The following is a 24,542-nucleotide window of genomic DNA, read 5'->3' on the forward strand; positions in this document are numbered from 1 at the left end:
CCCTCCTCAGGCTCTTCCGGCGGACTGCGGCAACGCGGTCCGCACCCCTGCCGCGAGGACGTCGGCGATCGCCCGCACGTGGGGTTCCGCGACGAGTTCGTAGTGGTCGGCATCGACATGGTGAAGCCGGGAGGGGCGAGGCAGATGAGCGTCCCAGGCATCGGGCGCGGTCGCCTCCGGCCCCAACGCGCCTTCCTCTACGGCGCGTTCGGCGATCCACACCTCTGCGGGCGTCCGGTCGAGGCGTGGGAGCCGGTGCTCGGCCATGGCGGCGAGGTTGGTGCGGCAGCAGTCGGCGAGGCGTTCGGCGTAGGCACGGCCGGACTCCGGCAGCCGTCCGTCACCGCCGCCGTTGCCGCTCAACTCCCGTGCGAATACGGCGTCCACCTGCTGATCGTCGTAGGCGGCGAGCCGCTGTCCGGAGCCGGGTGGCGGTGGGTCGAGGAGGTGGACGGCCTCGACGGGTCGGCCGTCGGCCTCGGCAAGTGCCGCCATGGACAGGGCAGTCCAGGCCCCGAAGGACCAACCGGCGAGGCTGAGCCGGGTGGTGGAGTCCGGGAACGCGGCCCGAACGGCGTCAAGGTAGTGAGCTGCACGGTCGGTGATCGAACGGGCGGGCTGTGCCGGGTCGCGCAGCTTCGGGTCGGCGATGAGGCAGACGGTCAACTCGTCGGGCAGGGACGCCACCAGAGGCCGGTACGCCTGGATGTCACCGCCGACCGGATGCACCAGACACAGCACGTCCCGGCCGGCACCGCGCTGCCACACCTCTACGTCCACGACGGCGGCGGACGCGCGCGTGCCCGAGTCGAGATGACCCAGGATCTCGTCGAGGCTCACCCGGTGGCTGAGCCGGGAGAGATCGATGTCGGTGCCGAAGCGGCGTTTCACCTCGTCGATGAGTTCCAGGAGAGTGAGCGAGTCGGCGCCGAGGTCGTACAGGGCGGCCTGCGGGTCGACGGTGTCCACGCCGAGGAGGTCGAGCAGGATCTCGGTGAGTTCGGCCGTGGGATCGGTCGGGATGGGGTTCACGGAGGACGCCGGGTGGGAGTCGGGCGCGGGGTGCGCCGAGGACACAGCCCGCTCGTCGGGTGCCTGCTCGTAGAAGAACCAAGTCTCCGTCAGAGGCGTGGTGTTGACCATCAGCTGCGGCAACTGCAGGTGCAGGGCCCGCTCGAAGACGTCCGCTCCTTCCTCGGGGGTGAGTGCCACCTTCAGGTGCTCCTGGTGGCGGGTGTCGGTGGTCAGGGCGTGCTGTGCCATGCCGACGTCCCGCCACGCGTCCCAACCGATGCTCATGCGCACGGTGGTGGCGTCGTCGCCGGGGGGCGCGTGGTGCGCGTAGGCGTCCAGGCAGGCGTTGGCCGCCGCGTAGTCGAACTGCCCGACTCCCCCGAACCGTGCAGCCGTGGACGAGCAGTAGGCCGCGTAGTCCGGGTCGTGCTCGGCGATCAGCCGTTCGACGAGCAGGGCGGCGCGCAGCTTCACGGCCGTGGCGCGCCGGGCGGTGGCGGGGTCGCGGCGGGCGAGGAGTCCCCCAGCGGCGGTTCCGGCGGCGTGGACGATGCCGGCGAGGCCGTCGAGGTGCGGGGCCAGCCGGTCGGCGACGGTGGTCAGGTCGTCCGTTGCGAGGTCGGCCGGGATCAGGGTGACGCGGTCCTGGTGCGGACGGAGCGCGGGCGGCCTCTCGGTGCCTCGGGCGACGAGGACCACGCGGTTGCCGGGCTGTTCGAGGAGGCGGGCGGCCAGCGTGGCGCCGATGCCTCCGGTGCCACCGAGCACGAGGTGGACGCCTGGCGCGGCCGAACGAACAGCGGACGTAAGGGAGTTGGGAGCCTGGACCGGCTGGAGAGTCCGCTGCCACCAGAAGCCGTCGCGCAGGGCGGTCGCCGATTCGGTGATCGTGTCGTCCAGGAGCAGGTCGGGCAGGTGTGCCGCCCAGTCGGCCGGGCGGGGCCCGGGCAGGTCGATCCAGCGCAGGGTCACGCCCAACTCCTGCCGAGGCACTTCAAGTCCGGCGGCGAGGAGCCCCGCCTCCGGGATGTACACGGAACCCGTGACCGGCTGCGCCCCATGGGACAACAGCCAGGCGCGGGGCCGCACGGCTTCGGGGACATCGGCCAGGGCGCGGGCGAGCGCGGCGACCGAGTCCAGGCACGCCAACTGCGCCGCCTCCAGGGCGTGTTCGTCGAGGCTGCCGTCGAGAGCGAGCGGCAACGCGTGCAGCCAGTCGACGCCGGGTCCGGTCTCCCCGGTGAACTGCTCCAGCAGCGCGGCGAGTTGTCCGGTGTCGGCGGGATCGGCTTCGTAGCGGTCCTCGTCGAGACGGGTGAAGGTCTCCCCGGCACGCACGGTCACGACCCGCGCGTAGTGCCGCTCCAGGAACCGCCACGACGCGTCGCCCATGTCCACCGGTGCGACCACCACGGCGGTACGCCGCGGTTCGTGGGTACCGATACGGGCCCGGCGCAACCGCGTCCACTGAGGCTGGTGCAGCCACTGGTCGGCGGGCAACCGTCCTGGTCCGAGCGGCAGTTCGGGGTCGTCGGCCGGGGTCGCGACGGGCGGGCGCGGGAAGTCGTACTCCGCCGTCTCGAAGGCGGGCGGCGGAAAGTCCCAGGGCGCGGACGCGGAGCCCTCGGGCCAGACGAGGGTATGCCCGGCCGTCCATGCCTCGGCGAGGTCGTGCGGGTCCCCGACCTCCGCCGGCCCGTTCTGCGGCTGTGTCGCCACGACCTCTGGCGCGTCGAGCCACGCGACGGCGGAGGTGACGTCCGGGCAGACCGCAGCGGCCCGGTGCCCGAGCGCCGGCCGCCCCGCCTGGAGATGACGCAGGACCTGCGGATAGGTCTCGGGGTGCGCCCTCAGGTATGCGGCGATACGGCGCCCATCCGCGCGTACGGCCGCTGCGGAGCTGCCGGACAGCACCAGGCACGTCACCAACTCGTCCACACCGTCGGCGACTTGATCCGCGTCCGGTCGCTCCACCAGCAGGTGCGCGTTGGTCCCGCCGATGCCAAAACTGCTGACGGCGGCCACGCGCGGGCGGTCCTGCGGCCAGGGTTCGGCCGTGATCGGGATACGGAAGGGGCCGTCGTCGATCTCCGGGTTGAGCCGGTCGAAGTCCGCCGTGGGCGGGACGATCCCGTGGTGCACGGCGAGCACGGCGCGGATCATGCCGACGACGCCCGCGGCGGCGCCCAGGTGTCCGATCTGGCTCTTCACGGAGGACAGCGCCACGCGCGAGTCGTCGGTCAGGCCGTACGCCTGGCGCAGTGCGGCCGCCTCCACCGGGTCACCGAGGCGGGTGCCGGTGCCGTGTGCCTCCACGTAGCCGAGGTCTGCGCCGGTACGGCCGCTGCGGTGCAGGGCGGTGCGGAGCGCGGCGCGTTGTCCGGCGAGGGCGGGCGCGCTGTAACTGAGCTTGTCCGAACCGTCGTTGTTGATTCCCGAGCCGGTGACGACGGCGTAGACGGTGTCCCCGTCCCGGCGGGCGGCGGAGAGCGGCTTGAGGACGACGACGCCGGTTCCGCTGGCCCCGACGGTGCCTGCGGCGTCCGCGCTGAAGGGGCGGCAGTGGCCGTCCGGCGAGAAGATGTGCTGCGGCCGGTAGGTGTAGCCGTCGGTCAGGTCGGTGTCGACGAGGACACCGCCGACGAGCATCACGTCGGCGTCTCCCTGCCGGAGCAGCCCGGCGGCGACGTGCACGCCGACGAGCGAACTGGAGCACGCCGACTGCACGGTGAACGCCGGTCCTGTCAGGCCGAGATGGTAGGCGGCCTTGGTGGCGAGGAAGTCCTTCTCGTGGTGCAGCGCGAGCCGGAAGGTGTCGGGCAGGGCGGTCTGGTCGGCCTCGCGCAGCATGTTCTGGAAGTAGGTGTTCTCCCCGCAGGCGGCCAGCAGTCCGACGCTGTGGGCCGACGGGTCCCCGATGCCGGCGTGGGCGAGTGCCTCGACGCAGTTCATCAGGAGCTGCCGCTGCTGGGGGTCCATGAGCCGGGCCTCGTGCGGGCTGATGGTGAAGCGGCCCGGATCGAAGTCGAGCAGCCCCGCCAACTGACTGCGGGCGCCCACCCGTTCGTCGGAGGTCGGGAAGTGCTCGATGCCCCGTCGGCCGGAGACGACCAGGTCCCAGAAGGCCGCCAGGTCAGGGGCGCCGGGCAGTCGTACGGCCATGCCGATGACGGCGATGGGCTCGTCGGCCCGCTCCCCCGGCGGTCGTTGGGCGATGGCGGCAGTGGCCCGAGTGCCCTCCGTCGCACGGCCCTCGATGAGGCGGGCCAGGGCGCGGAGGCTGACGTGCTCGAACAACTCCGGGACGGTGAAGGTGAGTTCGTGCTCGCCCGCGCAGCGGAGCTGGAAGCGCATGAGGTCCAGGCTGGTGGCGCCCGCGTCGAAGTACCGCTGGTCCACGCCGATCGTCTTGCCGGTCACCGTCTCGAACAGCGCGGCCAGCCGTCCTTCGAGCGGCGACAGGGTCGGGGCGGTCGCGCCGGCCGGGCGCAGTTCGCGGCCCTGGGCGGTGAGGGCCGCCTGGCGGTCCAGTTTGCCGCTGGGTGTGCGCGGCAGTTCGGTCAGGCGGCGGAAGCGCCCGATGCGCACATAGGTGGGCAACAGTCCGGCCAGGTGATCCGTGAGGTCCGCGATGTCGGGGTCGTCGCCCCGGCATTGCAGGCACGCCACCAGTCGCCCGTCCTGCACCGCCGCGACCGCGTGGGTCACACCGGGGTACAGCAGCAGAGCGGCCTCGACCTGCCCCAACTCCAGTCGGTGGCCGCCGAGTTTGACCTGACTGTCGTCACGGCCCGCGTAGTGCAGCAGGCCCTGTGCGTCGAAGCGGGCCAAGTCGCCGGTGCGGTAGAAGGTACCGAGGTCGGGGTCGTCGGTGAAGCGGTCGGCGTGCGGTGTGCCGTCGCCGACGTAGCAGCGGTTGGCCATGAGGCCGCCGATCCGCAACTCGCCGGTGACGCCGGGCGGGACGGGGTGCCCGTCCTCGTCGACGACGCGCAGGACGGCGTTCGACACCGGCCGTCCGATCGCGGGGCGCAACGGCCAGGCTGTGGGGTCGCCTTCGAGGCAGAGGCTGCTGACGACGTGCGTCTCGGTGGGGCCGTAGTGGTTGAACAGACGGGCGTCCGGCAGGCCGTCGAACCAGCGGCGGATCGCGCCGGTGCACACCAACTGCTCTCCAGCCGTGATGACTTCACGCAGCCGGGACGGGAACTGCCCTGTGCGCACTCCGTGTTCGGCGAGGAGTTGCAGCGCGACGTACGGCAAGAAGATGCGCTCCGCTCCCCCGGTCTCCAACTCCCGCAGCAGGGACGGGACATCGTGCCGCCAGGCGGGCTTCACCAGACGCAGGAGGCCGCCGGAGCAGAGCGTGGTGAAGATCTCCTGGAAGGAGACGTCGAAGGACAGCATGGAGAACTGCTGGGTGACGGCGGGCCCTCGCAGGCCGCCGTCGGTGCGCTGCCAGGTCAGCAGGTTGCACAGGGTCCGGTCGGAGACCTGGACACCTTTGGGTGTACCGGTGGAGCCGGACGTGAACAGGGTGTACAGCGGGCGGAGGCCCTGGTGCGTGGGGAGTTGGCGCGCCGCCGCGGTGGGACCGTCGGCGAGGGTGAGGACGTGCCGGGGCAGGGACGCGGGCGCTATCGCGTCGAGGATGTCCTCGTCCTCGGGTGCGACGAGCACGCACAGGGGGTCGGCCTGGTCGAGGACGTGCCGCAGGAGGTGCGGCGGGTAGGCCGGGTCGAGCGGTACGACGGTGAGGTTGAGGCGGGCCGCCGCCAGGAGCGCCACGATGTGTTCGGCGGAGGGCTGGAGGTAGAGCGCCGCGGCCGCCGGCGCGGCGGGGTCGGCCGGGAGACGGGTGGCGAGCGCGGTCGCCAACTGGGCTGCCTGGGCGTCGAGTTCGGCGTAGGTGAGAGTGGACTCGCCGGTGGTGACGGCCGGGGCGTGCGGGGTGTCGGCGGCCTGTCGGGCGAAGGCATCGGCGACGGTGGTGAAGTCCGGTGTGCGCGTGGGGCCTTGGCCGTGGTCGGGGAGGGTGCGGCGGTAGTCGGCGACGAGTTCGCGCAGGGTGATGTCGGTGTCGCCGGTGAGGTGGTCGAGGGTCTGGCGGAAGAGGAGGGCTGCGGCCTGGGCGCGTTCGGCGCCGATGTCGTCGCGGTACTCCCACAGGCAGTCGAACCCGCCCTCGTGTTCCACGACCGACAGTGTGAGCGCGCACTTGGCGCCCAACGGCTCGGGCCATTCCGGCCGTACTTCACAGCCGTCCAGGCGGAGGGCCGAGAAGTCGGTGTTCTCCAGGACGAAGAGGTAGTCGAACAAGGGGGTTCGCTCGCGGAAGGCGCCATCCGCGAGGACGTCGGCGAGGGCGACCTCCTGGTCCTTGAGCACACCGTGGACGGCCTCGGCGTGGGCGGCGAGTTGGGCGTCCAGGGAGCGGTTCGGTTCCGTCGGGAGGTCCAGGAGCACGGTGTTGGCGAACATGCCGACCGTGTCGGCGAATTCAGGGCGGGGCCGGTTCACCACCGGCGTGGCGACGAGCGGACGGCCTTGCCCGGTCACGCCGTACAGGCTCGCGGCGAACGCCGACACCAGCAACTGGAAGCGGGTCAGACCGAGTTGCGCGGCACGTCGGTCCAGCGCACTGCGGCGGACGAGATCGAGCGAGGTGCGCAGGAGGCGGGCCCCTGGCACGAGGGGGGCCGGCAGTGCGGGGGACGGTTCGCCGTCGCGGCCGTAGTGCGAGCGCAGTCGTGCCCGGCGTTCGTCGTAGGCGGGGCTCGTGTGCCAAGTGCGTTGCCAGCGGGCGAAGTCGAGGGGGCTGAGGGCGGGTGACGGCTGCTCTCCGGCCTCGGCGCAGGCGTCGGTCAGGTCGTGCAGGAGGAGGTTGAGGGACCAGCCGTCCACGGCGATGTGGTGGAGGTGCAGGAGCAGGACTCCGCCATCGGGTTGTGTCACCCAGACGGCCCGCAGCATCCGTGCGTCGCCGAGGTCGAAGCGGTGGGCGAAGAACCGGTCCGCGGTGTCCTGCCACTCCTCCCCCGGTCGGGCTGTCAGGCGGTGCCACGGGTCGTAGGGATCGCCGACCTGCTGGACCAGCCCCTCGGGGGTGGGGACCAGCCGGGTGCGCAGGGCCACGTGCCGTTCCACCATCGCGCGCACCGCGCGGTGCAGACCGGCCGTGTCGACGCGCCCCCGGACGCGGAAGGCGAGCGGCACGTCGTAGGCACGGTCCTCGGGATCCCGCTGGTGCAGCAGCCAGAGGCGTTCCTGCTCGCTGGTGGCCGGTGCCGACGGTTCACCGGAGCGGGCGGGCACGGGTGGGTGTTCGCCTACGGCTGCCCCCGGGGCGTGTACGGCCTCGGCGAGGGCGGCGAAGTCGGCGCGCAGGACGAGGTCGTGCGGGAGGTCGACGGCGAAGCGGCTGAGGATCTCGAAGCGGAAGCGCAGCGCCTTCAGGGAGTCACCACCACTCGCGGCCCAACGGTCGCCTGGGTGCAGGCCGTTGACGGCGAGGATCTCCTCGGCGACCGCGAGTACGCGCTGTTGCTCGGCGCTGACGGGTGCGTCGCCCTCGGGTGTGCCGCGCCACGGGGGCCCGGCGTCGCGCAGCAGGGCCGCCCGGTCGACCTTGCCGTTGGCGTTGCGCGGCAACTCGGCGACGAGGTACGTGTGGTGCGGCCGCATGTACGAGGGCAGAACGGCCGCGAGGTGCCGGTCGTAGGCGTCGTAGGAGAGGTCGTCGCCCGGGACGAGGAAGGCGAGCAGTTCGCTGCGGTCCGCCGTGTCGCGACGAGTGCAGATGTAGGCCTGGCGGACGGCGGGTTGGGCCAGGATCTGACGCTCCACCTCGCCCGGTTCGATACGGAAGCCGCGCACCTTGACCTGCCGGTCCGCCCGGCCGACGTAGGTGATCCGGCCCGCTGCGTCCTGGCTCACGAGGTCGCCGGTGCGGTACCAGCGCTGTTCGCCGCCGTGCTCGTCCGGCAGGCGTACGAAGCTGCGGCCGGTCTGTTCCGGGAGGCTGCGGTAGCCGCGCGCCAACGCCGGTCCGGAGAGCAGGAGTTCGGCGACCTCGCCGGGCTCGGCGGTGCGGTCGTCCTCGGTGCGCAGGAGGGTGCCGGTGCCGGGGAGCGCGGTGCCGATGGGGATGGTGTCGCCGTCGAAGTCGCGTGGGATGGGCCCGCAGAGGGCGAAGGTCGTCGCTTCGGTCGGGCCGTACACGTTGTGCAGGACGGTGGGGGCGGCGGGGTTGGCCGCGTACCAGCGGCGGATGATGCGGGCGTTGAGCTGTTCACCGCCGACGAGCACCTGCCCGATGGTGGCGAAGCAGTCGGGCACCTGCTCAACGACCGCGTTGAACAAAGCCGTTGTGATGAACAGCGTGTCGACGCGGCGCTCGGCCAGCGCTTCGGCGAGCCGCTGCGCGCTGTGCGCCTGGGCGTCGTCGAGCACGACGCAGACACCGCCGGTCAGGAGCGGGACCCACACCTCGAAACTGAGCGCGTCGAAGGCGGGGTTGGCCAGGCACGCCATGCGGGCGCCGGGCCGCAGGTCCACGTATCCGGGGCGGGCCAGGCGCAGCACTCCGTCGTCGGTGACCTCGACGCCTTTGGGGTGTCCCGTGCTGCCGGAGGTGTAGAAGACGAAGGCCGTGGCGGTGTCGCCGGGGTGCACCGGCGGCACAGCGGGCAGGTCGGTGTCGTCAGCACCGAGGAGCAGGTGGGCGTCCAACGCGGCTATGCGCTCCTGCAGTTGGGGAGCGCGTCCGTTGTCGTGGACGACGGCGACGGCGCCCGAGTCGTCGAGGATGTGGCGCTGCCGGTCGGGCGGGCTGAGCCGGTCGAGGGGGACGACGGTGGCTCCGGCGCGGCGGATGCCGAGCATGACGCAGATCAGCTGCCAGGAGCGGGGCAGGTATACGGCGACCGCGTGGCCGGGGCGAACTCCGGCCGTGTGCAGCCGTGTCGCCACTCGACTGCTGGCTCGTTCGAGTTCCGCGTAGTTGAGGGTCCGGCTGCCGTCCTCGACGGCGATGGCGGAGGGGGTGCGGCGGGCCTGGGCCAGTACGGCTTCGGCGAGGGAGGCGGATCTCGAAGGGGCCGGGGATGTGCCGGGGGCGGGACGGAGGTCCATCAGGCCTCCCGTATGGAGAGGGTCAACTGCGCTCCGTGGTGGGCCAGTTCGGCGCCCAGCAGGGTGGCGACCTGGGTGGCTCCGACGCCTTCCAGGATCTCCCAGTGGTCGCACTCCATCGTCTCGACGCGGTACTCGCCCTCGGCACGGCGCTGCCAGAACTCGCGGACCTTCCCGTGGAAGGGCGTGTCGTCACCGTCCGGGACGGCCTGGGCGAGGATCAGCCGGGCCTGGGAGGGTGCCGGGAGGTGTTCGCGCGCGGTGAGGCGGTTGTGGTTGTAGAGGTGGAAGTAGCGGTCGACCTGGGCGTCGTCGATGCCGGGGTACATCCCGTTGAACCTCACGAGTTTGTCGCGGAACTCGGCCGCGTCGACGGCGCCGATCTCCGCGCGTGCGGAGGCGTCGTCGGTGGCCTGGGTGTCGAGGAGGACGACGCTGACGGCCCGGTGTCCGGCGCCGGCCAGCAGGCGTCCCATCTCGTGGGCGACGAGGCCGCCGTAGGACAGGCCGGTCAGGACCAGAGGTTGGTCGCCCAGTGGGTCCAGGAGGCGGAGGTACTCCTCGGCCATGGCTTCGACGCTGGGCAGGAGGTCCTCGTCGGGGTTCACGCCCGGGGACTGGATGCCGTACAGGGCGACGGTGTCGGGCAGGAGCGTGGCCAGGGGCAGGTAGCAGAAGGCGGTGCCGCCCGCGGGGTGGACGCAGACCACGCGTGGGCCGGTGCCGGGGCGGAACTCGATGAGGCTGCCGGGGGCGCGGGCGGTGCGGTCCTCGCGGAGCAGTGCGGCCAGGGTCTCGATGGTGGGGCGGGTCATCACCTCGCCCACCGGGAGACGGCGGCCGAAGGTCTCGGTGACGGCGTGGGCCATCTTGATGGCCGAGAGCGAAGTGCCGCCGATCTCGAAGAAGTTGTCGCTGACGCCGATGTCGGGGTGGAGCAGGATCCGCTGCCAGATCCGGTACAGGCCGTGTTCGATGTGGTCGCGCGGTGCGGCCGTGTTGACCTGGGTGGAGGTCGACTCCTGTGCCAGGCGCAGGAGTTGGGGCCGGTCGAGTTTGCCGCTGCGGTTGAGCGGCAGGGTGTCGAGGTCGAGGAAGGCGGCGGGGATCATGTAGTCGGGCAGCCGGCGGGCGAGGGCGGTGCGCCAGTCGTGGGTGGTGCGGGCCGGTGCGGTGCCCCGGCCGATGCCGGCGATCAGGCGGGGCTGGCCGGCCGCGTCCTGGTCGACGAGGACGGCGGCCTCGCGGACGCCGGTCAGGGACATGAGCGCGGCCTCGACCTCGGCGGGTTCGATGCGGAAGCCGCGGAGTTTGACCTGGTCGTCGGCGCGTCCCATGTAATGGGCCTGGCCATCGGACAGGCGACGGGCGAGGTCTCCCGTGCGGTAGATCCGTTCACCGGGCACGAACGGGTCGGGCAGGAACCGTTCCTTGGTCAGGTCGGGGCGGCCCAGATAACCCCGCGCCAGCGACGCCCCGCCGAGGTACACCTCCCCCACCACGCCGGGCGGGACGGGTTCCATGCGGCCGTCGAGGATGTACATCCGGGTCCCGGGCAGCGGACGCCCGATGGGGCACGACCGCTCCAGCGGGCCGGGCTCGTAGTAGGCGGTGCTGTAGAGAGTCGCCTCGGTGGGACCGTAGCCGAAGCAGATCCGCAGGCCCGGGAGATGCTGTGTCATGCGGTGCAGCCCGGCCTCGGTGAGCGACTCGACTCCCGTGAGCAGCTTGCGCATGGGGAGACCGCGCAGTCGTACGGCCGGGTCCTCGTCGATCCACTTGACGTACGCGGGCGGCAGGAACGCCTGGATCACGGCGTGTTCACGCATCCACGCCAGCAGTTCCTCGGGGTCGCCGCGCAACTCCTCCGGAACGATGTGCAGTTCACCACCGGTGGTCAGCGGCAGCAGCAGCTCATGGATCGACGCGTCGAACCCGATGCTGGACCAGGCCGACCCGACCTCACCGGGGGCGGTGCCCATGCGGGCGTGCCAGGTGGCGAAGAGGTTGAGGACACTGCGGTGCTCGACCGCGACGCCCTTGGGGCGTCCCGTGGACCCGGAGGTGAAGATCACGTAGGCGAGCTGGTCCGGAGCGTGATCGATACCCGTGGGTGGTCCCTGCCGGTTCGCCCCTTCGGCTTCCACGACGCTCAGGTCGAGCCACTCCGGTGCGCGGTCCGCGTCGTCGTGGTCGCTCAGGACGACCGGGCAGGCCGCGTCCTCGACCATGGTCGCGAGGCGCTCGGCGGGCTGGCCCGGGTCGAGCGGGAGATAGGCCGCGCCCGCCTTGAGGATGCCCAGGATGCCGACGGCCAGGTCACAGGAACGCTTCGCGTGCAGGCCGACGACGTCACCGGGGCGGACGGAGCGGGCGACGAGGGCGTGCGCGAGGTGGTTGGCGCGCTGGTCGAGGGTCGCGTAGTCGAGCGCGCTGTCGCGGTCGACCACGGCGGTGTGGGTGGGACGCTGGCGGGCCTGGGTCTCGAAGAGCTCGACGAGTCCGGTCGCGGTGCGGGGGAAGGGAGCGGGGGGCATCGGCTGCGGGGTGGCTCGGTCGGGCGGGGTGCTCGACGGCGGGGCATCACCGTCGAACAGGATGCCCGCTCGCGTGGCATCGCCGTCCAGCACGTTGCTCGACTGCGCGGCATCCCCGTCCAGCGCGTTGCTCGGCTGCGCTGCGTCACCGTCCAGCACGTTGTTCGGCTGCGCTGCGTCACCGTCCAGCACGATGTCCGACCTCGCGGCATCCCCGTCCAGCAGCACCCGTCGGCGTTCCTCCGCCTCCATCAACTCCAGTGCGCGCACGTCCCGTTCGGGATGCCGGGCCATGTCCGTGAGCAGGCGTCGCAGATGCCCGGCCCATCGCTCGGCCGTGTCGTGATCGAGGAGGGCCGTCGCATAGTCGAGGTGCCCGGATATCCGGCCGTCGGAATCAGTCGCCGAGAGGGCGAGGTCGAACTTGGCCGGGGCGTGAGCGATCGGCAGCGGCTGGGCGTCGACTCCGGGCAGGTGCAGCAGATCCGCGCGTTCGGGCACCCAGGCCAGCATGGTCTGGAAGAGGGGTGTACGGGAGGCGCTGCGGGGCGGGTTGACCAGTTCGACGATCCGCTCGAAGGGCAGGTCCTGGTGGGCGAGGGCCTCGCGGACGACGGCGCGGGTGCGGGTGAGGGCCTCGGACACGGTGAGGGAGCCGGACAGATCAATGCGCAACGGGAGGGAGTTGACGAGGAAGCCGATGAGTCCGGCCGCTCCGGGGCCGCGCCGATTCGCGAAGGGGCTGCCGACAACGATGTCCTCCTGTCCGGAGAGACGCGACAGGAGAATCGCCCAGCCCGCCAGCACGGCGACGTAGGGGGTGGCCCCGTGCCGCCTGGCCAGGCCCCGGAGTGCGGTGGTGGTCTCGGCGTCGAGGCTGAACTCGGCCCGCCCGCCCGCGTATTGCTGTTCCGTCGGCCGTGGGCGATCGGTGGGCAGTTCCAGGACGGGCGGCGCGTCGTCCAGCGCGCGGAGCCAGTACTCCTCCTGGTCGGTGAGCCCACCGTCGACGACGGCCTGTTCCCGGGTCTGCGCGTGGTCGGCGAACTGCACCGCGAGCGGGGGCAGCGGGTCCGGGGCGCCGGCCGCGAACGCCTCGTAGAGCAGGCCGAGTTCGTGCATCATCACGTTCATCGAGACGCCGTCGTAGATGCTGTGATGGAACGTCAGCAGAAGTGCGTGGCGCTCGGGTCCGAGGGTGAGCAGGCGTCCGCGGCCGAGCGGTCCGGTGTCGAGGTCGAACGGTTGTTGTTCCTCGTCGAGTTGGCGGGCTCTCACCCCCGCCTCGGGGTCGTCGTCGGTGGTGAGGTCCTCGACGGTGAGGGCGAATCCCCCGCCCGGTGGGTCGATGTGCTGGTACACGTCCCCTTCCGTGGCCACCAGCCTTGTCCGCAGCGTCTCGTGACGGTCGGTCAGCGCGTCGAAGGCCCGGGACAGCAGCCCGGCGTCGAGCGGGCCGGCCAGGGAGAAGGCGATCGTCTCGTTGTACGCGGCGTTCGCGCCCGGGAGTTGGGCCAGGAACCACAGTCGCCGCTGGGCGAAGGAGGCGGGCCGGATGCGGGGCGCTCGCTCGGCGCCGCCCGTGGCCGTCCCGGTGGACGCGCGTGGAGTGGGGACAGGGTGGGGGGTGGTGTGCACCGGCGGTACCTGGCCTTCCCATCGGTGTGGGGCGGGGTGACATCGGGCGCGGGCAGCCGGGATCGCCGGACTGCCGTAGGTCCTGAAGAGGTGTGCTCGCCGTCGGGCGGGCGTTGTGGTGGGGGCGGGCGCGGGCCGACGGCCGGGATACGCGCGGCATCGTCACCGCGGAACCGTCACCTCGGGACGGGACGACACGTCAGGTGGTTGACAGGGGCGGGTCCACGCTGCGAAGTGGCCTATGACGGTCAGGGGATTAGATAATTCGATTCTCGAAATTACTGGCCAATTACCTGGTCACGTCTTTTTCCTGTCCTCCCGGATTCCCTTCCGGAACTCCGTGACACAGCCGTAATCATCGATCACAGGCTCAGGACATGTCAATGCTCAACATTCCGCGACACCTCACAGAACACCCACACCGAAAAAGAGTCCCACGAAACTCCCATATCGAAACAATGGTTCCACAACCTCACACGTTTCCCCCGGAGTTCGACGAAACGCCATTACGGGCAAAGAATGCCTCATCTTCCGGCGGACCCGACCCCGTCAGGGGGCGCCGGGCGCTGCGCGGCCTTGCGAATTCGTCCGCTCTTCCTCCTGCGGGACGGCGTATCCGGGCACAGAAGGCCAGCGCAGGGTCAGTACCACGGAGTCGTCCTCCGCGGTCCAGGAGTGATCCACTCCCTGGCCCCAGACGACATAGTCGCCCTGTTCTTCCAACAGCACGCTTCGACCGGGGAACTCCATACGGAAGCGACCTGAGATCAGGACCAGGAGAGCTGCGCGCACTTCCCCCTTCACCCACTGCGCTCGCTGTTCGCCACGCGGGTGTACGCCCCATTTGACCTCCACAGCGTCGCTGTGGAGAGGAGTGCCTTCCTCCTTGAAGTGCCCGAGCAGCCACCCCCGGTCAAGTGCCGCGTCTTTGCCCGCATTACCCACGTACACGCCGTCTTCCATGCGCCGGAACGCTAGCAGTCGGCCATCGCGGCGCAGACAGGGTGCCGAGCGCCTACGCGCACGCCCGCCGGAGTTCCCGCCGCATTCCCGCTCACCGGATGGCGTCGACCAGCAGATGCGCGGCCACCGCCGCTCCGTCGCTGCGGATCCTGCCGCCCACGGCCTTGGCCCGAGCCCGTGTCTCAGGTGCCAGGGCCGTCTTGAACGCGACGCTCAGGGACTCGGCCGTCGGCGTCGGACTGTCCAGTGCCGCCCCAAGTTCCAGCTGTGCCACCTGACCGGCCCAGTAGGGGTTGTCCGCCAGTTGGAGAGGTACGACCACCTGCGGCGCACCCGCCCGGGCGGCCGTCAGCGTCGTGCCCGCACCGCCGTGGTGGACCACCGCGGCCACCCTCCCGAACAGACTCTGATGGCTGACCTCGCCGATGGCGAGGCAGTCGTCCCGGTCGTCGCCCAGGTCCAGGTCCGCCCAGCCGCGTGAGACGAGTACGCGGTGGTCCTGTGCGCGGATCGCCTCGACGGCCCTGCGGGCGATGTCCGGGGACGGGCGAATGCTGCCGAAACCCACGTAGACCGGCGGTGCGCCCGCGTCCAGGAACGTCAACAGGTCGGCCGGCAGCGGGCGTTCGTCCGGCAGCGTCCACGCACCCGTCTGGGTCACGTCGAGTCCCGGGGTCTTCCGCCAGGGTCCCAGGACCGGGTCCGCCGCAAGCCAGGGCCGGTCGGTGAAGACGTGGTCACGGACGTTGTCCACGGGTGGCAGACCGAGGGTAGCCCGGTGGCCGTTGAGCGGCTCGGCGAACTGCGCGTTCACGCTGCGGGCGTCCAGCTCCCACAGCGTCGGATTGTCGTGCGCCTCCGGCTCCGGCCAGCCCGGCCGGGGTGGCGGCGCGTGGTACGGCGACGGCAGATTGACCGCCGAGTAGCTCGTGTACACGTAGCGGACGCCCGCCGCCTCGGCCACGGACCGCGCGGCGATCTGCGCCAGGCCCGCCGCCACCAGCGCGTCACATCCGTCGAGCGCCGCGGGGAAGATCTCGAACTGTGCGTCGAGCATCTCGTCCCGGTACCGGGCCAGTTCCTCCGCCGACGGCAGCTTCGTCCCGCTCATCAGCGCCCGCACCGGCGGCCCGACCGGTATCAGTCGCACCCCGAGACCTGCCAGCCGCTGCGCGAACTCCTCGTCGGGCGGCGCGCACATGCGCACCTCCACGCCGAGTTCCCGCAGCCGTACCGCGAGTGCCACCAGCGGTTCGACATCGCCCCGCGTCCCATACGTGGACAACAGCACCCGCATTCGGCGTCCTCTTTCGTTCGGTCTTCCCGTACGTTTCGGCCCGTGCCCGCCCGGTCTCCACGAGGTCCTCGCCGACGGCGAGGGTTCGGTGTCAGCGGGTGCGGCGGCAGCAGTGTACGTCGCATGATCCTGAACGCGGCAGTGGTCCTCGAACACCGGGGCACCGTGATCCACGCGCCTCACCGTCGCCCGGGTGCACACGCAAGTCGGCTTCCCCGCAACGGACTTGGATGGGCTAATGGGCCAACTCGCCTGCCTCGGGGCCGACTCCGTTCTTCGTCGGCAGCGGCGAATACCCACGGGGCACCTTGGGGACAATGTCGTCGATCACCGTTCACCGGCGAAGTGCGCAAGGTTCCCGATCGTCGACACAAGCTGAGGGCCACTCAATGCATAGTTCGTCCGTGCCCATACCCGACGTTTCGATCATCTTGCCCTGCGCCGGATTCGCGACGCGTTTCGGGGCGCCGTACTCGAAGGAGCTGCACTGTCTGGCTCCCGGGGTCACTGTGCTGGACCGCAGCCTGGAGACCGTTGTCGAGCTGGCCAAGAGCGGACTCACCGTGCGCCTGGTCGTGGTGTTCGGAGCGCACAAGCTGGACACAGTGAGCTATCTCGCGCGGTACGCCGACACCTTTCAGATGGTCTTCGTCTACCAGGACCATTCGCTCGAGCCAGATCTCGACGGCGCGATCCGGTCCGCCCTGCCGATGACGCAGGGGCCGGTGGCCCTTGTCCTGCCCGACATCGTTGTCTCCGGCGCGGGCAGTGCCGGCAGTCTCCTTGGCGCCTTTCGGCAGACAGAGCTCACGGGTTGGAGCGTCGTGGCCGCCGAGGAGCGGGATCCCGACACCCTCCGGCAGATGGGCGCGCTGGCCGTGGTCGAGGGGGACGGCATCTTGACGGTCCGGGCGGCCACCGACAAGCCGTCGGATCCGTCGGGGTACAACGCGTTCTGGGGCATGGTGGCAGTCACCGAGAAGGAGGCACACCGGCTGCCCGACGTCGCGAGCAAAGGGGCGGAGAGCCCACTGACCGGTGCGGTCGCCCTCCTCGTGGAACGAATCGTCAACTACAACACCACCATGGCCTGACTCCCGGGACAGCGAGGAACTCGTGCGGGGGTCTGGGACCTGGCCGCCCGAAGCATCGACGCGCCGTTCGCAGTCGCGGGGGTTCCTGCCCGGCCAATGACCGGTGTCCGCCGGCTTCGGCGGCATGCGCGCCGGAGGACGTCGCCCGCGCGGGCGCAGCAGCGACCCGTGCGCAGGACCGCCGCCACCGGTTCTCCCAGTAGTCAGCAGGTCGTACCAGCCCCGATAGGCCCGCGCGAGGTGATCGCACTCCCGGCCGGACCAGCCTGACCAACTCCACCACCGCGTTCGGCGATCACCAGGGTCCTTCGCGACGGCCGCGGCGATCCGTCATGCCCTGGGGGCGTCCCCACCCACCTGGACGAGTCGCTCGTCCGGGATGACCGCCACGCCCAGGATCTCGATCATCGCCTCCGGCTGCCACAGCGCGGTCGTGCCGATGCCGGCCATCGCCGGGTAGACCGGGCCCGCGAGCTCGCGCCAGACCTTGCCGATCTCCTTGCCGTGGGCCTGGTAGTCGGGGATATCGGTGAGGTAGATCGTCAGGCTCACCAGATCCTCGGGGATGCCGCCGGCCGCCCGCAGCGTGGTGAGCACGTTGCCGAACGCCTGCCGGAACTGCTCGACGATGCCGCCGGGGACGATCCGCATGTCCGCGTCCAGGGCCGTCTGCCCGCCCAAGTAGAGGGTGTTGCCGCTGAGGGTGCCGTGCGAGTAGCCGCTCGGGGCGGGGAGCGAGGGCGGGTTCACCGGGATGGGAGTCATGGCTGGGTGCTCCTCGGGGTGGGTCGGGCGGACCGGAGGGATCTGGCGGGCGGATCAGCGGTCAGCGGCTCAGGCGGACCGGGTGGATCAAGTGGACCGGACTGGCTGACGCGGCCAGCGTAACTCATCTATTGACTGTTTTCGACGGTCGTGAAAATCTCGCTATAACGCAGCCCGGCCACCCGCCGCAGCTCAGCCACTCGCGCAGTCCAGCCACCGCCGCAGCCCGCCCGCCCACTCCGGTTGGCACAGTCCGCCCCCACCCCGAGGGAGACCACCCATGAAGCTCGCCACCGTGGCCCACGGAGGCCGCACCACGGCCGCCGTCCTCGACGGTGACCGCTGGCGGGCGCTGCCGGCCGACGACCTCTCCGCGCTGCTCACGACCACGGCGGCCGACCGCATCCCGGACCTCGCCGGGGCCGAACTGCCGGGCGCCACCCCCGTGTTGCCGCTGCCCTCGCCGCGCAAGGTCGTCTGCTGCGGACTCAACTACGCCGACCACATAACCGAGATGGGCCGCGAACTGCCGGCCCACCCGACCCTCTTCGCCAAGTTCGCCGACACCCTGACCGGCCCCGAGGACGACCTGGTCCTCCCGCCCAGCGTCGACGTGGACTGGGAGGCGGAGCTGGCGGTCGTGGTCGGCACCGAGATCCGGGACGCGGACCGGCACACGGCCGAACGGGCCATCGCCGGCTACACGGTCGCCAACGACATCAGCGTGCGCGACTGGCAGAAGCGCACCCTGCAGTGGTTCCAGGGCAAGGCCTGGGACCGCACCACCCCGCTCGGCCCGGTGGTCGTCACGCCCGACGAGCTCGACCCGGTCGCGGGCGTCGAGGTGATCTGCCGGATCGACGGCGTCGAGCGACAGCGCGGAAACACGCGCACGCTGGTCTTCGACGCCGCCGACCTGCTCGCCTACGTATCCACCTTCACCGTCCTGCGCCCCGGCGACCTCGTCCTCACCGGCACCCCCGGCGGCGTGGGCTCGGGCATGACCCCGCCGGTCTTCCTCGCCGACGGCGATCTCGTCGAGACGGAGATCCCCGGCATCGGCACCCTGCGCAACCGCTTCCGTCTCACCGACCCCAGGAGCTGATCATGGAACCCGATTTCTCCAAGTACGTCCTAGAGGGCGACAACTCGTCGTACGCGAGCGAGTCAGGCCTGGTCGTCCCGGTGGTGACGCGCGGTGGTCTGGAGGTCGGCGCCACGGGTCAGTCGGCGGGCGCGACCCGGATCTCGGGCGTCTCCGCGCAGCACACGCCGGCGACCAAACTGTGGTTCGGGAAGGTGAGCAACGAGTCGGGCTACCGCTCGGTGCCGCACCACCACGGCGAGGCCGAGACCGGGGGCTATGTCCTCTCGGGCCGGGCCCGGATCTATTTCGGTGAGCGTTTCGAGGACTACCTCGACCTCGCGGAGGGCGACTGGGTCTTCGTCCCGCCGTTCATGCCGCACGTCGAGTGCAACCTCGACCGCAACAACCCGCTGACCTGGATGACGACCCGTACGCCGGAGAACATCGTGGTCAACCTCGCCGAGGTGGCCGACGCCGACCTGCGCGACTGGCTGGACCGGCCGTGACCGACTCCCGCGCCACCGGCGCCGACCTCCGCTCCGTCCCGACCTCGGCGGCCTTCACCGCCGCGATCGCCCTCACGCCTGCCGAGCCCGAGCACTTCGACCTCGCCTTCACCGCGACCACCCAGCCCTGCCCGTGGCCGAAGGCCTACGGCGGTGACATGGTCGCGCAGGCCACGGCCGCCGCGATGCGCTCGGTCGAGGGCAAGACGCTGCACTCGATGCACTCCTACTTCCTGCGGCCGGTCGACATCGGCGCCGAAGTCCGTTACGAGGTCGAGCTGTTGCGCGACGGCCGCGGCTACGCGACCCGGCAGGTCCGCGGCTTCCAGAACGGCAAGCCCGTCTACACCTGCCTCGCCAACTTCGCGGCGGGCGAGGCCGGTGGCACTTTTGCCGCCGAGCCCCCGGCCGGCGTACCCGATCCCACCGAACTGCCCAGCTCCGCCTCGTACTTGCGCGACACCGCCGCACCCCGGGGCACGATGACCGACGCCTCCGAGGAGTACTGGAGCGGCGGGCGCAGCTTCGACATGCGGCACGTGCCGGGGCCCGTCTACCTCACGGTCGAGGGCGAGCGGGTCCCCCAACAGGCGGTGTGGGTAAGGCCGTTCGACGCGCTGCGGCCCGTCGAGGGCCTCACCGACGAGCAGCGCGACCTCGCCGCGCTCGCCTACGTCTGCGACTACACGATCCTCGAACCCGTCCTGCGGATGCTCGATCTGCCGTGGGCACTCCCGGGACTCGTCACCGCGAGCCTCGACCACGCGATGTGGTTCCACCGGCCCGCCCCGGTGGACGGCTGGCTCCTCTACGCCCAGGAGGCCGTCGCCGCCGACGCCGGTCGCGGTCTCGCCGTAGGGCGCTTCTTCACTCCCACCGGGACGCACCTGGCCACGGTCGTCCAGGAAGGCCTGATCCGCAGCTCTTGACTCCCACGCAGCTCCTGATCCCTGCACGGCCCGCCCCCGGCCTGCGGAAAGGAACCTCCCGATGGACCAGCTGGACCAGATGGGTCTCTCGCCCTCCGCCTATCCGGACACGTTCGCCCGCGACCACCTTCCGCCGCGGGCCCAGTGGCCGGTCCTGGAGTTCACCACCGACGAGCTCCGCTACCCCGAACGCCTCAACGCCGGCGCCGAGTTGATCGACGTCCCCACCGCCGCGTTCGGTCCCGACCGCCCGGCCCTGCGCACGCCTGAGGGCGAGATGTGGACCTACGGCGAACTCCTCCGCCGTGCCAACCAGATCGCCCAGGTTCTCACCGAGGACCTCGCCCTGGTCCCCGGCAACCGGGTGCTGCTCCGCTCCCCCAACAACCCTTGGGTCGTGGCGTGTTGGCTCGGCGTCCTCAAGGCCGGGGGCATCGTCGTCACCACCATGGCGGCGCTGCGGGCCCGTGAACTCACCCCTGTCGTGGAGAAGACCCGCCCGGCCGTCGCCCTGGTCGACCACCGGTTCACGGCGGACGTGGAGGCCGTACGCGACGACGTCCTGCCGGACCTCAGGATCGTGGCGTACGGCGGTGACGCGGCCGACGACCTGACGCGCCAAGTGGAGTCGAAATCAGGGGAGTTCACCGCCGTCGACACCGCCGCCGACGACGTGGCCCTCTTCGGACCGACCTCGGGGAGCACCGGCGTACCGAAGATCACCACGCACTTCCACCGCGACATCCTGTCCATCGACAACACCTTCGGCCGGCACACGCTCCGTCTGCGGCCGGACGATCTGGTGTCGTGCACGGCCCCGCTCGCGTTCACGTTCGGCCTCGGCATCCTCGTCGTCTGCGCCCTGCGGGCCGGTGCGTGCGCGCTGCTCACGGAGGCCGTCGCGCCGGAGCCGCTCGCGGAGCTGGTCGCCGAGGCGGGGGTCACCGTGCTGGCGACCGCGCCGACGGCGTACCGGCAGATCCTCAAGGCCGGGAAGGCGGACCGGCTGCACGGTCTGCGCGGTGCGGTGAGCGCCGGAGAGCACATACCGGAGGAGGTGTGGGAGCAGCTCCGCGCGGAGACCGGCATCAAGGTCATCGACGGCATCGGCGCCACGGAGATGATCCACATCTTCATCTCCGCCGCCGGTGACGACATCCGGCCCGGCTCGACGGGACGCCCGGTCCCCGGTTACCGGGCCACCATTCTCGATCTCGACGGCGAGGAGGTCGGCCCCGGTGTGGAGGGTCGGCTCGCCGTGATCGGCCCGGTCGGCTGCCGTTACCTCGACGACAGGCGCCAGGAGAACTACGTCGTGGGCGGCTGGAACGTCACCGGGGACACCTTCGTGCGCGACGAGGACGGCTACTTCTACTACCGCACCCGCACGGACAACATGATCGTGTCCTCCGGCTACAACATCGGCGGTCCCGAGGTCGAGTCCGCGATCAACACCCACCCGGACGTCGTCGAGTCCGCGGTGGTCGCCAAGCCCGACCCCGAACGCGGCTCCGTCGTCTGCGCGTTCGTCGTCCTGGTCGAGGGAGTCGTCGGTGACGACGCCAAGGCCAAGGACATCCAGGACCACGTGAAGGCGCAGCTCGCGCCGTACAAGTACCCACGGGCGGTGCGCTTCTGTGAGGCGCTGCCCCGCAACACCAGCGGAAAGCTTCAGCACTTCCTGCTGCGTCGGCTCGTCGAGAGCGAGAAGGAGAACCAGGCATGAGGATCGCGATCGTGGGCGGCGGGCCTGGTGGGCTGTACCTCGCCGCGCTGATGAAGCAGCTCGATTCCGCGCACGAGATCACCGTGTGGGAGCGCAACGCCCCCGACGACACCTTCGGCTTCGGCGTGGTCTTCTCCGACGAGACCCTGGGCGGGATCGAGAACGCGGACACCGTCGTGCACGACGCGATGGAGAGCCGGTTCGCCCGCTGGACGGACATCGACATCGAGTTCGACGGGCACCCCTTCACCGTCGGCGGCCAGGGTTTCGCGGCGATGGCCCGCAAGGACCTGCTGCACATCCTCCAGGAGCGGGCCGCCGAACTCGGTGTCGCCGTGCACTACCGCACCCTCGCCCCGGACGTGGACGAACTCCGCGCGTCCTACGACCTCGTGGTCGCCGCGGACGGCATCAACTCGGCGGTGCGCACCAAGTACGCCGACGCGTTCGTGCCCTCCCTGGACCAGCGGACGAACAAGTACATGTGGCTGGGCACCGACCGGGTCTTCGAGGCGTTCCAATTCCTCGTCAAGCAGACCGAGTTCGGGACCATGCAGATCCATGGCTACCCCTTCTCCGACTCGGGTTCGACGTTCATCGTGGAGATGGCCGAGGACGTGTGGCGCGCGGCGGGCCTCGACGCGACGGAGGGCACGCAGTTCGCGCCCGGTGTCAGCGACGAGCGGTCGGTGGCCCGGATCCGCGAGATCTTCGCCGGGGAACTCGCCGGGCACAACCTCCTTACGAACAACTCCCGTTGGCTGAACTTCACGACGGTCCGCAACGAACGCTGGCACCACCACAACGTGGTCCTGCTCGGCGACGCGGCCCACACCGCGCACTTCTCCATCGGCTCCGGCACCAAGCTGGCCATGGAGGACGCCCTCGCGCTGGCCGCGTGTCTGCACGAACACATCGGCGTGGACGAGGCGTTGACGGCGTACGAGACCGAGCGCCGCCCGGTGGTGGAGTCCACGCAGCGCGCCGCCCAGGCCTCGCTGGAGTGGTTCGAGAACATCGGCCGCTACGCCGACCAGGACCCGGCGCAGTTCTGCTTCAACCTCCTCACGCGCTCGCGCCGGATCACCTTCGACAACCTCAAGGACCGCGACCCGGGCTTCGCCGACCTGATCGAGCGCGGCTTCGCCGAAGCCCAGAACCAGAACCGGCGCCAGAGCCAGAGCCGAAGCCATGGCCGGCCCGAGGCCGAACCCGCCCCGTCCGTCCCGGCGATGTTCCAGCCGTTCAGCATCGGCGGCCTGGAACTGAAGAACCGGATCATCGTCTCCCCGATGGACATGTACTCCGCCGTCGACGGAGTCCCGGACGACTTCCACGTCGTCCACCTCGGTTCCAAGGCGCTCGGCGGAGCCGGCCTGGTCATGACCGAGATGGTGTGCGTCTCCCCCGAGGCCCGCATCACCCCGGGCTGCACGGGCCTGTGGAACGACACGCAGCGCGACGCGTGGACCCGGGTCACCGATTTCGTGCACGGGCGCAGCACCGCCAAGATCGGTCTCCAGCTGGGCCATTCGGGCCGCAAGGGCTCAACCCGCCTGATGTGGGAGGGCATTGACGAGCCCCTCACCGAGGGCAACTGGGAGGTCATGGGTCCGTCCCCGCTGCCGTACGGCACGGGCTGCCATCAGCCGCGCGAGATGACCCGGGCCGACATGGACGCGGTGGTCGCCGACTTCGTGGCCGCCGCCCGGCGCGGCGCCGACGCGGGCTTCGACCTGCTCGAAGTGCACGCCGCCCACGGCTACTTGCTCTCCTCGTTCCTCTCCCCCATCGCCAACCACCGCACCGACGAGTACGGCGGCGACCTGGTGAACCGGCTGCGTTTCCCGCTGGAGGTCTTCGACGCCGTACGGTCCGCGTTCCCCGCCGACCGGCCGGTGACGGTCCGGATCTCGGCCACCGACTGGGTCCCGGACGGGAACACCGAGCACGACGCGGTGGAGATCGCGCGGGCGTTCGTCACGCACGGCGCGGCAGCTGTCGACGTGTCGTCCGGCCAGGTCACCCAGGACGAGAAGCCGGCGTACGGCCGCTCGTACCAGACCCCGTTCGCCGACCGCATCCGGCACGAGGTGGCCGCTCCGGCGGGCGCGGCCGTGATCGCCGTAGGAGCGATCTCGTCGTACGACGACGTCAACTCGATCCTGCTCGCCGGGCGGGCCGATCTGTGCGCGCTGGGTCGTACGCACCTGTACAACCCGCAGTGGACGCTGCAGGCGGCGGCCGAGCAGGAGTACCGGGGGGCGGGGGCCGACTGGCCGGCGCAGTTCGCGGCCGGGCGGCGCAAGCCGCCGACCTCGCGGACCGACGCGGTCCGGCCGCGGCTCGCGCTGCTGCGGGAGACCCCGAAGGACGCCGTCCATCTGCGGTGGACCCCGGGCCGGGCGGCGGAATGAGCGGGCCCTGCGCCGTCCATCGGACCCGTGTCGAGTGGATCGACACCGGCGCGGCCGGGATCTACCACAACACCACCGTCGTCCGGTTCGCCGAGGCGGCGGAGGCCGAGCTGATGCGCGCTTACGACATCCCGGGCTACTTCCCGGTGGCGCCGAGGGTGCGGTACGAGGTGGAGTTCGAGGCGTCGGTCAGGTTCGGCGAGGAGGTCGAGACCCGAGTCGAGCTGATCCGCCTCGGCCGCTCCTCGATGACCTTCGGCTTCGAGGTGTGGCGGACCGCCGCGGACGGCGGGCCGAACTGTCGTGCCGCCCGGGGCAGTTACGTCACCGTGCACGTCCCCGACAAGGAGAAGGGCGGCAGCGCGCCCTGGCCCGCCGCCTGGCGTGCGGCGCTGGGCGGCCGGGCGGGATCGGATGCCGGGCATGCGCACTGAAA

General features: G+C 71.1%; 12 protein-coding genes. 7 read left to right on the forward strand and 5 right to left on the reverse strand.

Annotated elements, in window-relative coordinates; all coding sequences use genetic code 11:
* Nucleotides 1-6 precede the first annotated feature (6 nt).
* From OHT77_RS02485 to OHT77_RS02500, 4 genes are all read right to left on the reverse strand, one after another.
* Complete coding sequence (locus OHT77_RS02485) at nt 7-9,147, reverse strand: non-ribosomal peptide synthetase (RefSeq protein ID WP_328826258.1); 9,141 nt, start codon at nt 9,145-9,147, stop codon at nt 7-9.
* On the reverse strand, nt 9,147-13,322 hold the full coding sequence (locus OHT77_RS02490) for a non-ribosomal peptide synthetase (protein WP_328826259.1): 4,176 nt from the start codon (nt 13,320-13,322) through the stop codon (nt 9,147-9,149). Before OHT77_RS02490 ends, OHT77_RS02485 begins: the two co-directional genes overlap by 1 nt.
* A gap of 549 nt (nt 13,323-13,871) precedes the next feature.
* The gene (locus OHT77_RS02495) at nt 13,872-14,285 is read right to left on the reverse strand and encodes a signal peptidase I (RefSeq protein ID WP_328826260.1); all 414 of its coding nucleotides are present in this window, start codon (nt 14,283-14,285) and stop codon (nt 13,872-13,874) included.
* Between the two features lie 91 nt (nt 14,286-14,376).
* Nucleotides 14,377-15,582 carry a glycosyltransferase gene (locus tag OHT77_RS02500; RefSeq protein WP_328826261.1) on the reverse strand — a complete coding sequence of 402 codons (1,206 nt, stop codon included), beginning with the start codon at nt 15,580-15,582 and terminating at the stop codon, nt 14,377-14,379.
* Between the two features lie 404 nt (nt 15,583-15,986).
* Here OHT77_RS02500 and OHT77_RS02505 point away from each other — a divergent pair, with 404 nt between their 5' ends.
* Nucleotides 15,987-16,676 (forward strand): hypothetical protein, encoded by a 690-nt coding sequence (locus OHT77_RS02505; protein ID WP_328826262.1) that lies wholly within the window; start codon nt 15,987-15,989, stop codon nt 16,674-16,676.
* Nucleotides 16,677-17,006: 330 nt separating this feature from the next.
* Here the strand turns inward: OHT77_RS02505 and OHT77_RS02510 are convergent, their stop codons facing one another.
* Nucleotides 17,007-17,441 carry a RidA family protein gene (locus tag OHT77_RS02510; RefSeq protein WP_328826263.1) on the reverse strand — a complete coding sequence of 145 codons (435 nt, stop codon included), beginning with the start codon at nt 17,439-17,441 and terminating at the stop codon, nt 17,007-17,009.
* Between the two features lie 280 nt (nt 17,442-17,721).
* Here OHT77_RS02510 and OHT77_RS02515 point away from each other — a divergent pair, with 280 nt between their 5' ends.
* The 6 genes from OHT77_RS02515 to OHT77_RS02540 all read left to right on the forward strand — a co-directional run bounded on the left by OHT77_RS02515 (nt 17,722) and on the right by OHT77_RS02540 (nt 24,540).
* Nucleotides 17,722-18,546 carry a fumarylacetoacetate hydrolase family protein gene (locus OHT77_RS02515; protein ID WP_328826264.1) on the forward strand — a complete coding sequence of 275 codons (825 nt, stop codon included), beginning with the start codon at nt 17,722-17,724 and terminating at the stop codon, nt 18,544-18,546.
* Between the two features lie 2 nt (nt 18,547-18,548).
* The gene (locus OHT77_RS02520) at nt 18,549-19,034 is read left to right on the forward strand and encodes a cupin domain-containing protein (protein WP_328826265.1); all 486 of its coding nucleotides are present in this window, start codon (nt 18,549-18,551) and stop codon (nt 19,032-19,034) included.
* Nucleotides 19,031-19,963 (forward strand): acyl-CoA thioesterase, encoded by a 933-nt coding sequence (locus OHT77_RS02525; protein WP_328826266.1) that lies wholly within the window; start codon nt 19,031-19,033, stop codon nt 19,961-19,963. The genes OHT77_RS02520 and OHT77_RS02525 overlap by 4 nt, the downstream gene beginning before the upstream one ends.
* 61 nt (nt 19,964-20,024) lie before the next feature.
* Complete coding sequence (locus tag OHT77_RS02530) at nt 20,025-21,689, forward strand: AMP-binding protein (RefSeq protein WP_328826267.1); 1,665 nt, start codon at nt 20,025-20,027, stop codon at nt 21,687-21,689.
* Nucleotides 21,686-24,106, forward strand: coding sequence for a bifunctional salicylyl-CoA 5-hydroxylase/oxidoreductase (locus tag OHT77_RS02535; RefSeq protein ID WP_328826268.1), 2,421 nt, complete (start codon nt 21,686-21,688; stop codon nt 24,104-24,106). The genes OHT77_RS02530 and OHT77_RS02535 overlap by 4 nt, the downstream gene beginning before the upstream one ends.
* Nucleotides 24,103-24,540, forward strand: coding sequence for an acyl-CoA thioesterase (locus OHT77_RS02540; RefSeq protein ID WP_328826269.1), 438 nt, complete (start codon nt 24,103-24,105; stop codon nt 24,538-24,540). Before OHT77_RS02535 ends, OHT77_RS02540 begins: the two co-directional genes overlap by 4 nt.
* Nucleotides 24,541-24,542: the final 2 nt, after the last annotated feature.

Source organism: Streptomyces sp. NBC_00252, assembly GCF_036187565.1.
In the GTDB taxonomy this organism is placed as follows: domain Bacteria; phylum Actinomycetota; class Actinomycetes; order Streptomycetales; family Streptomycetaceae; genus Streptomyces.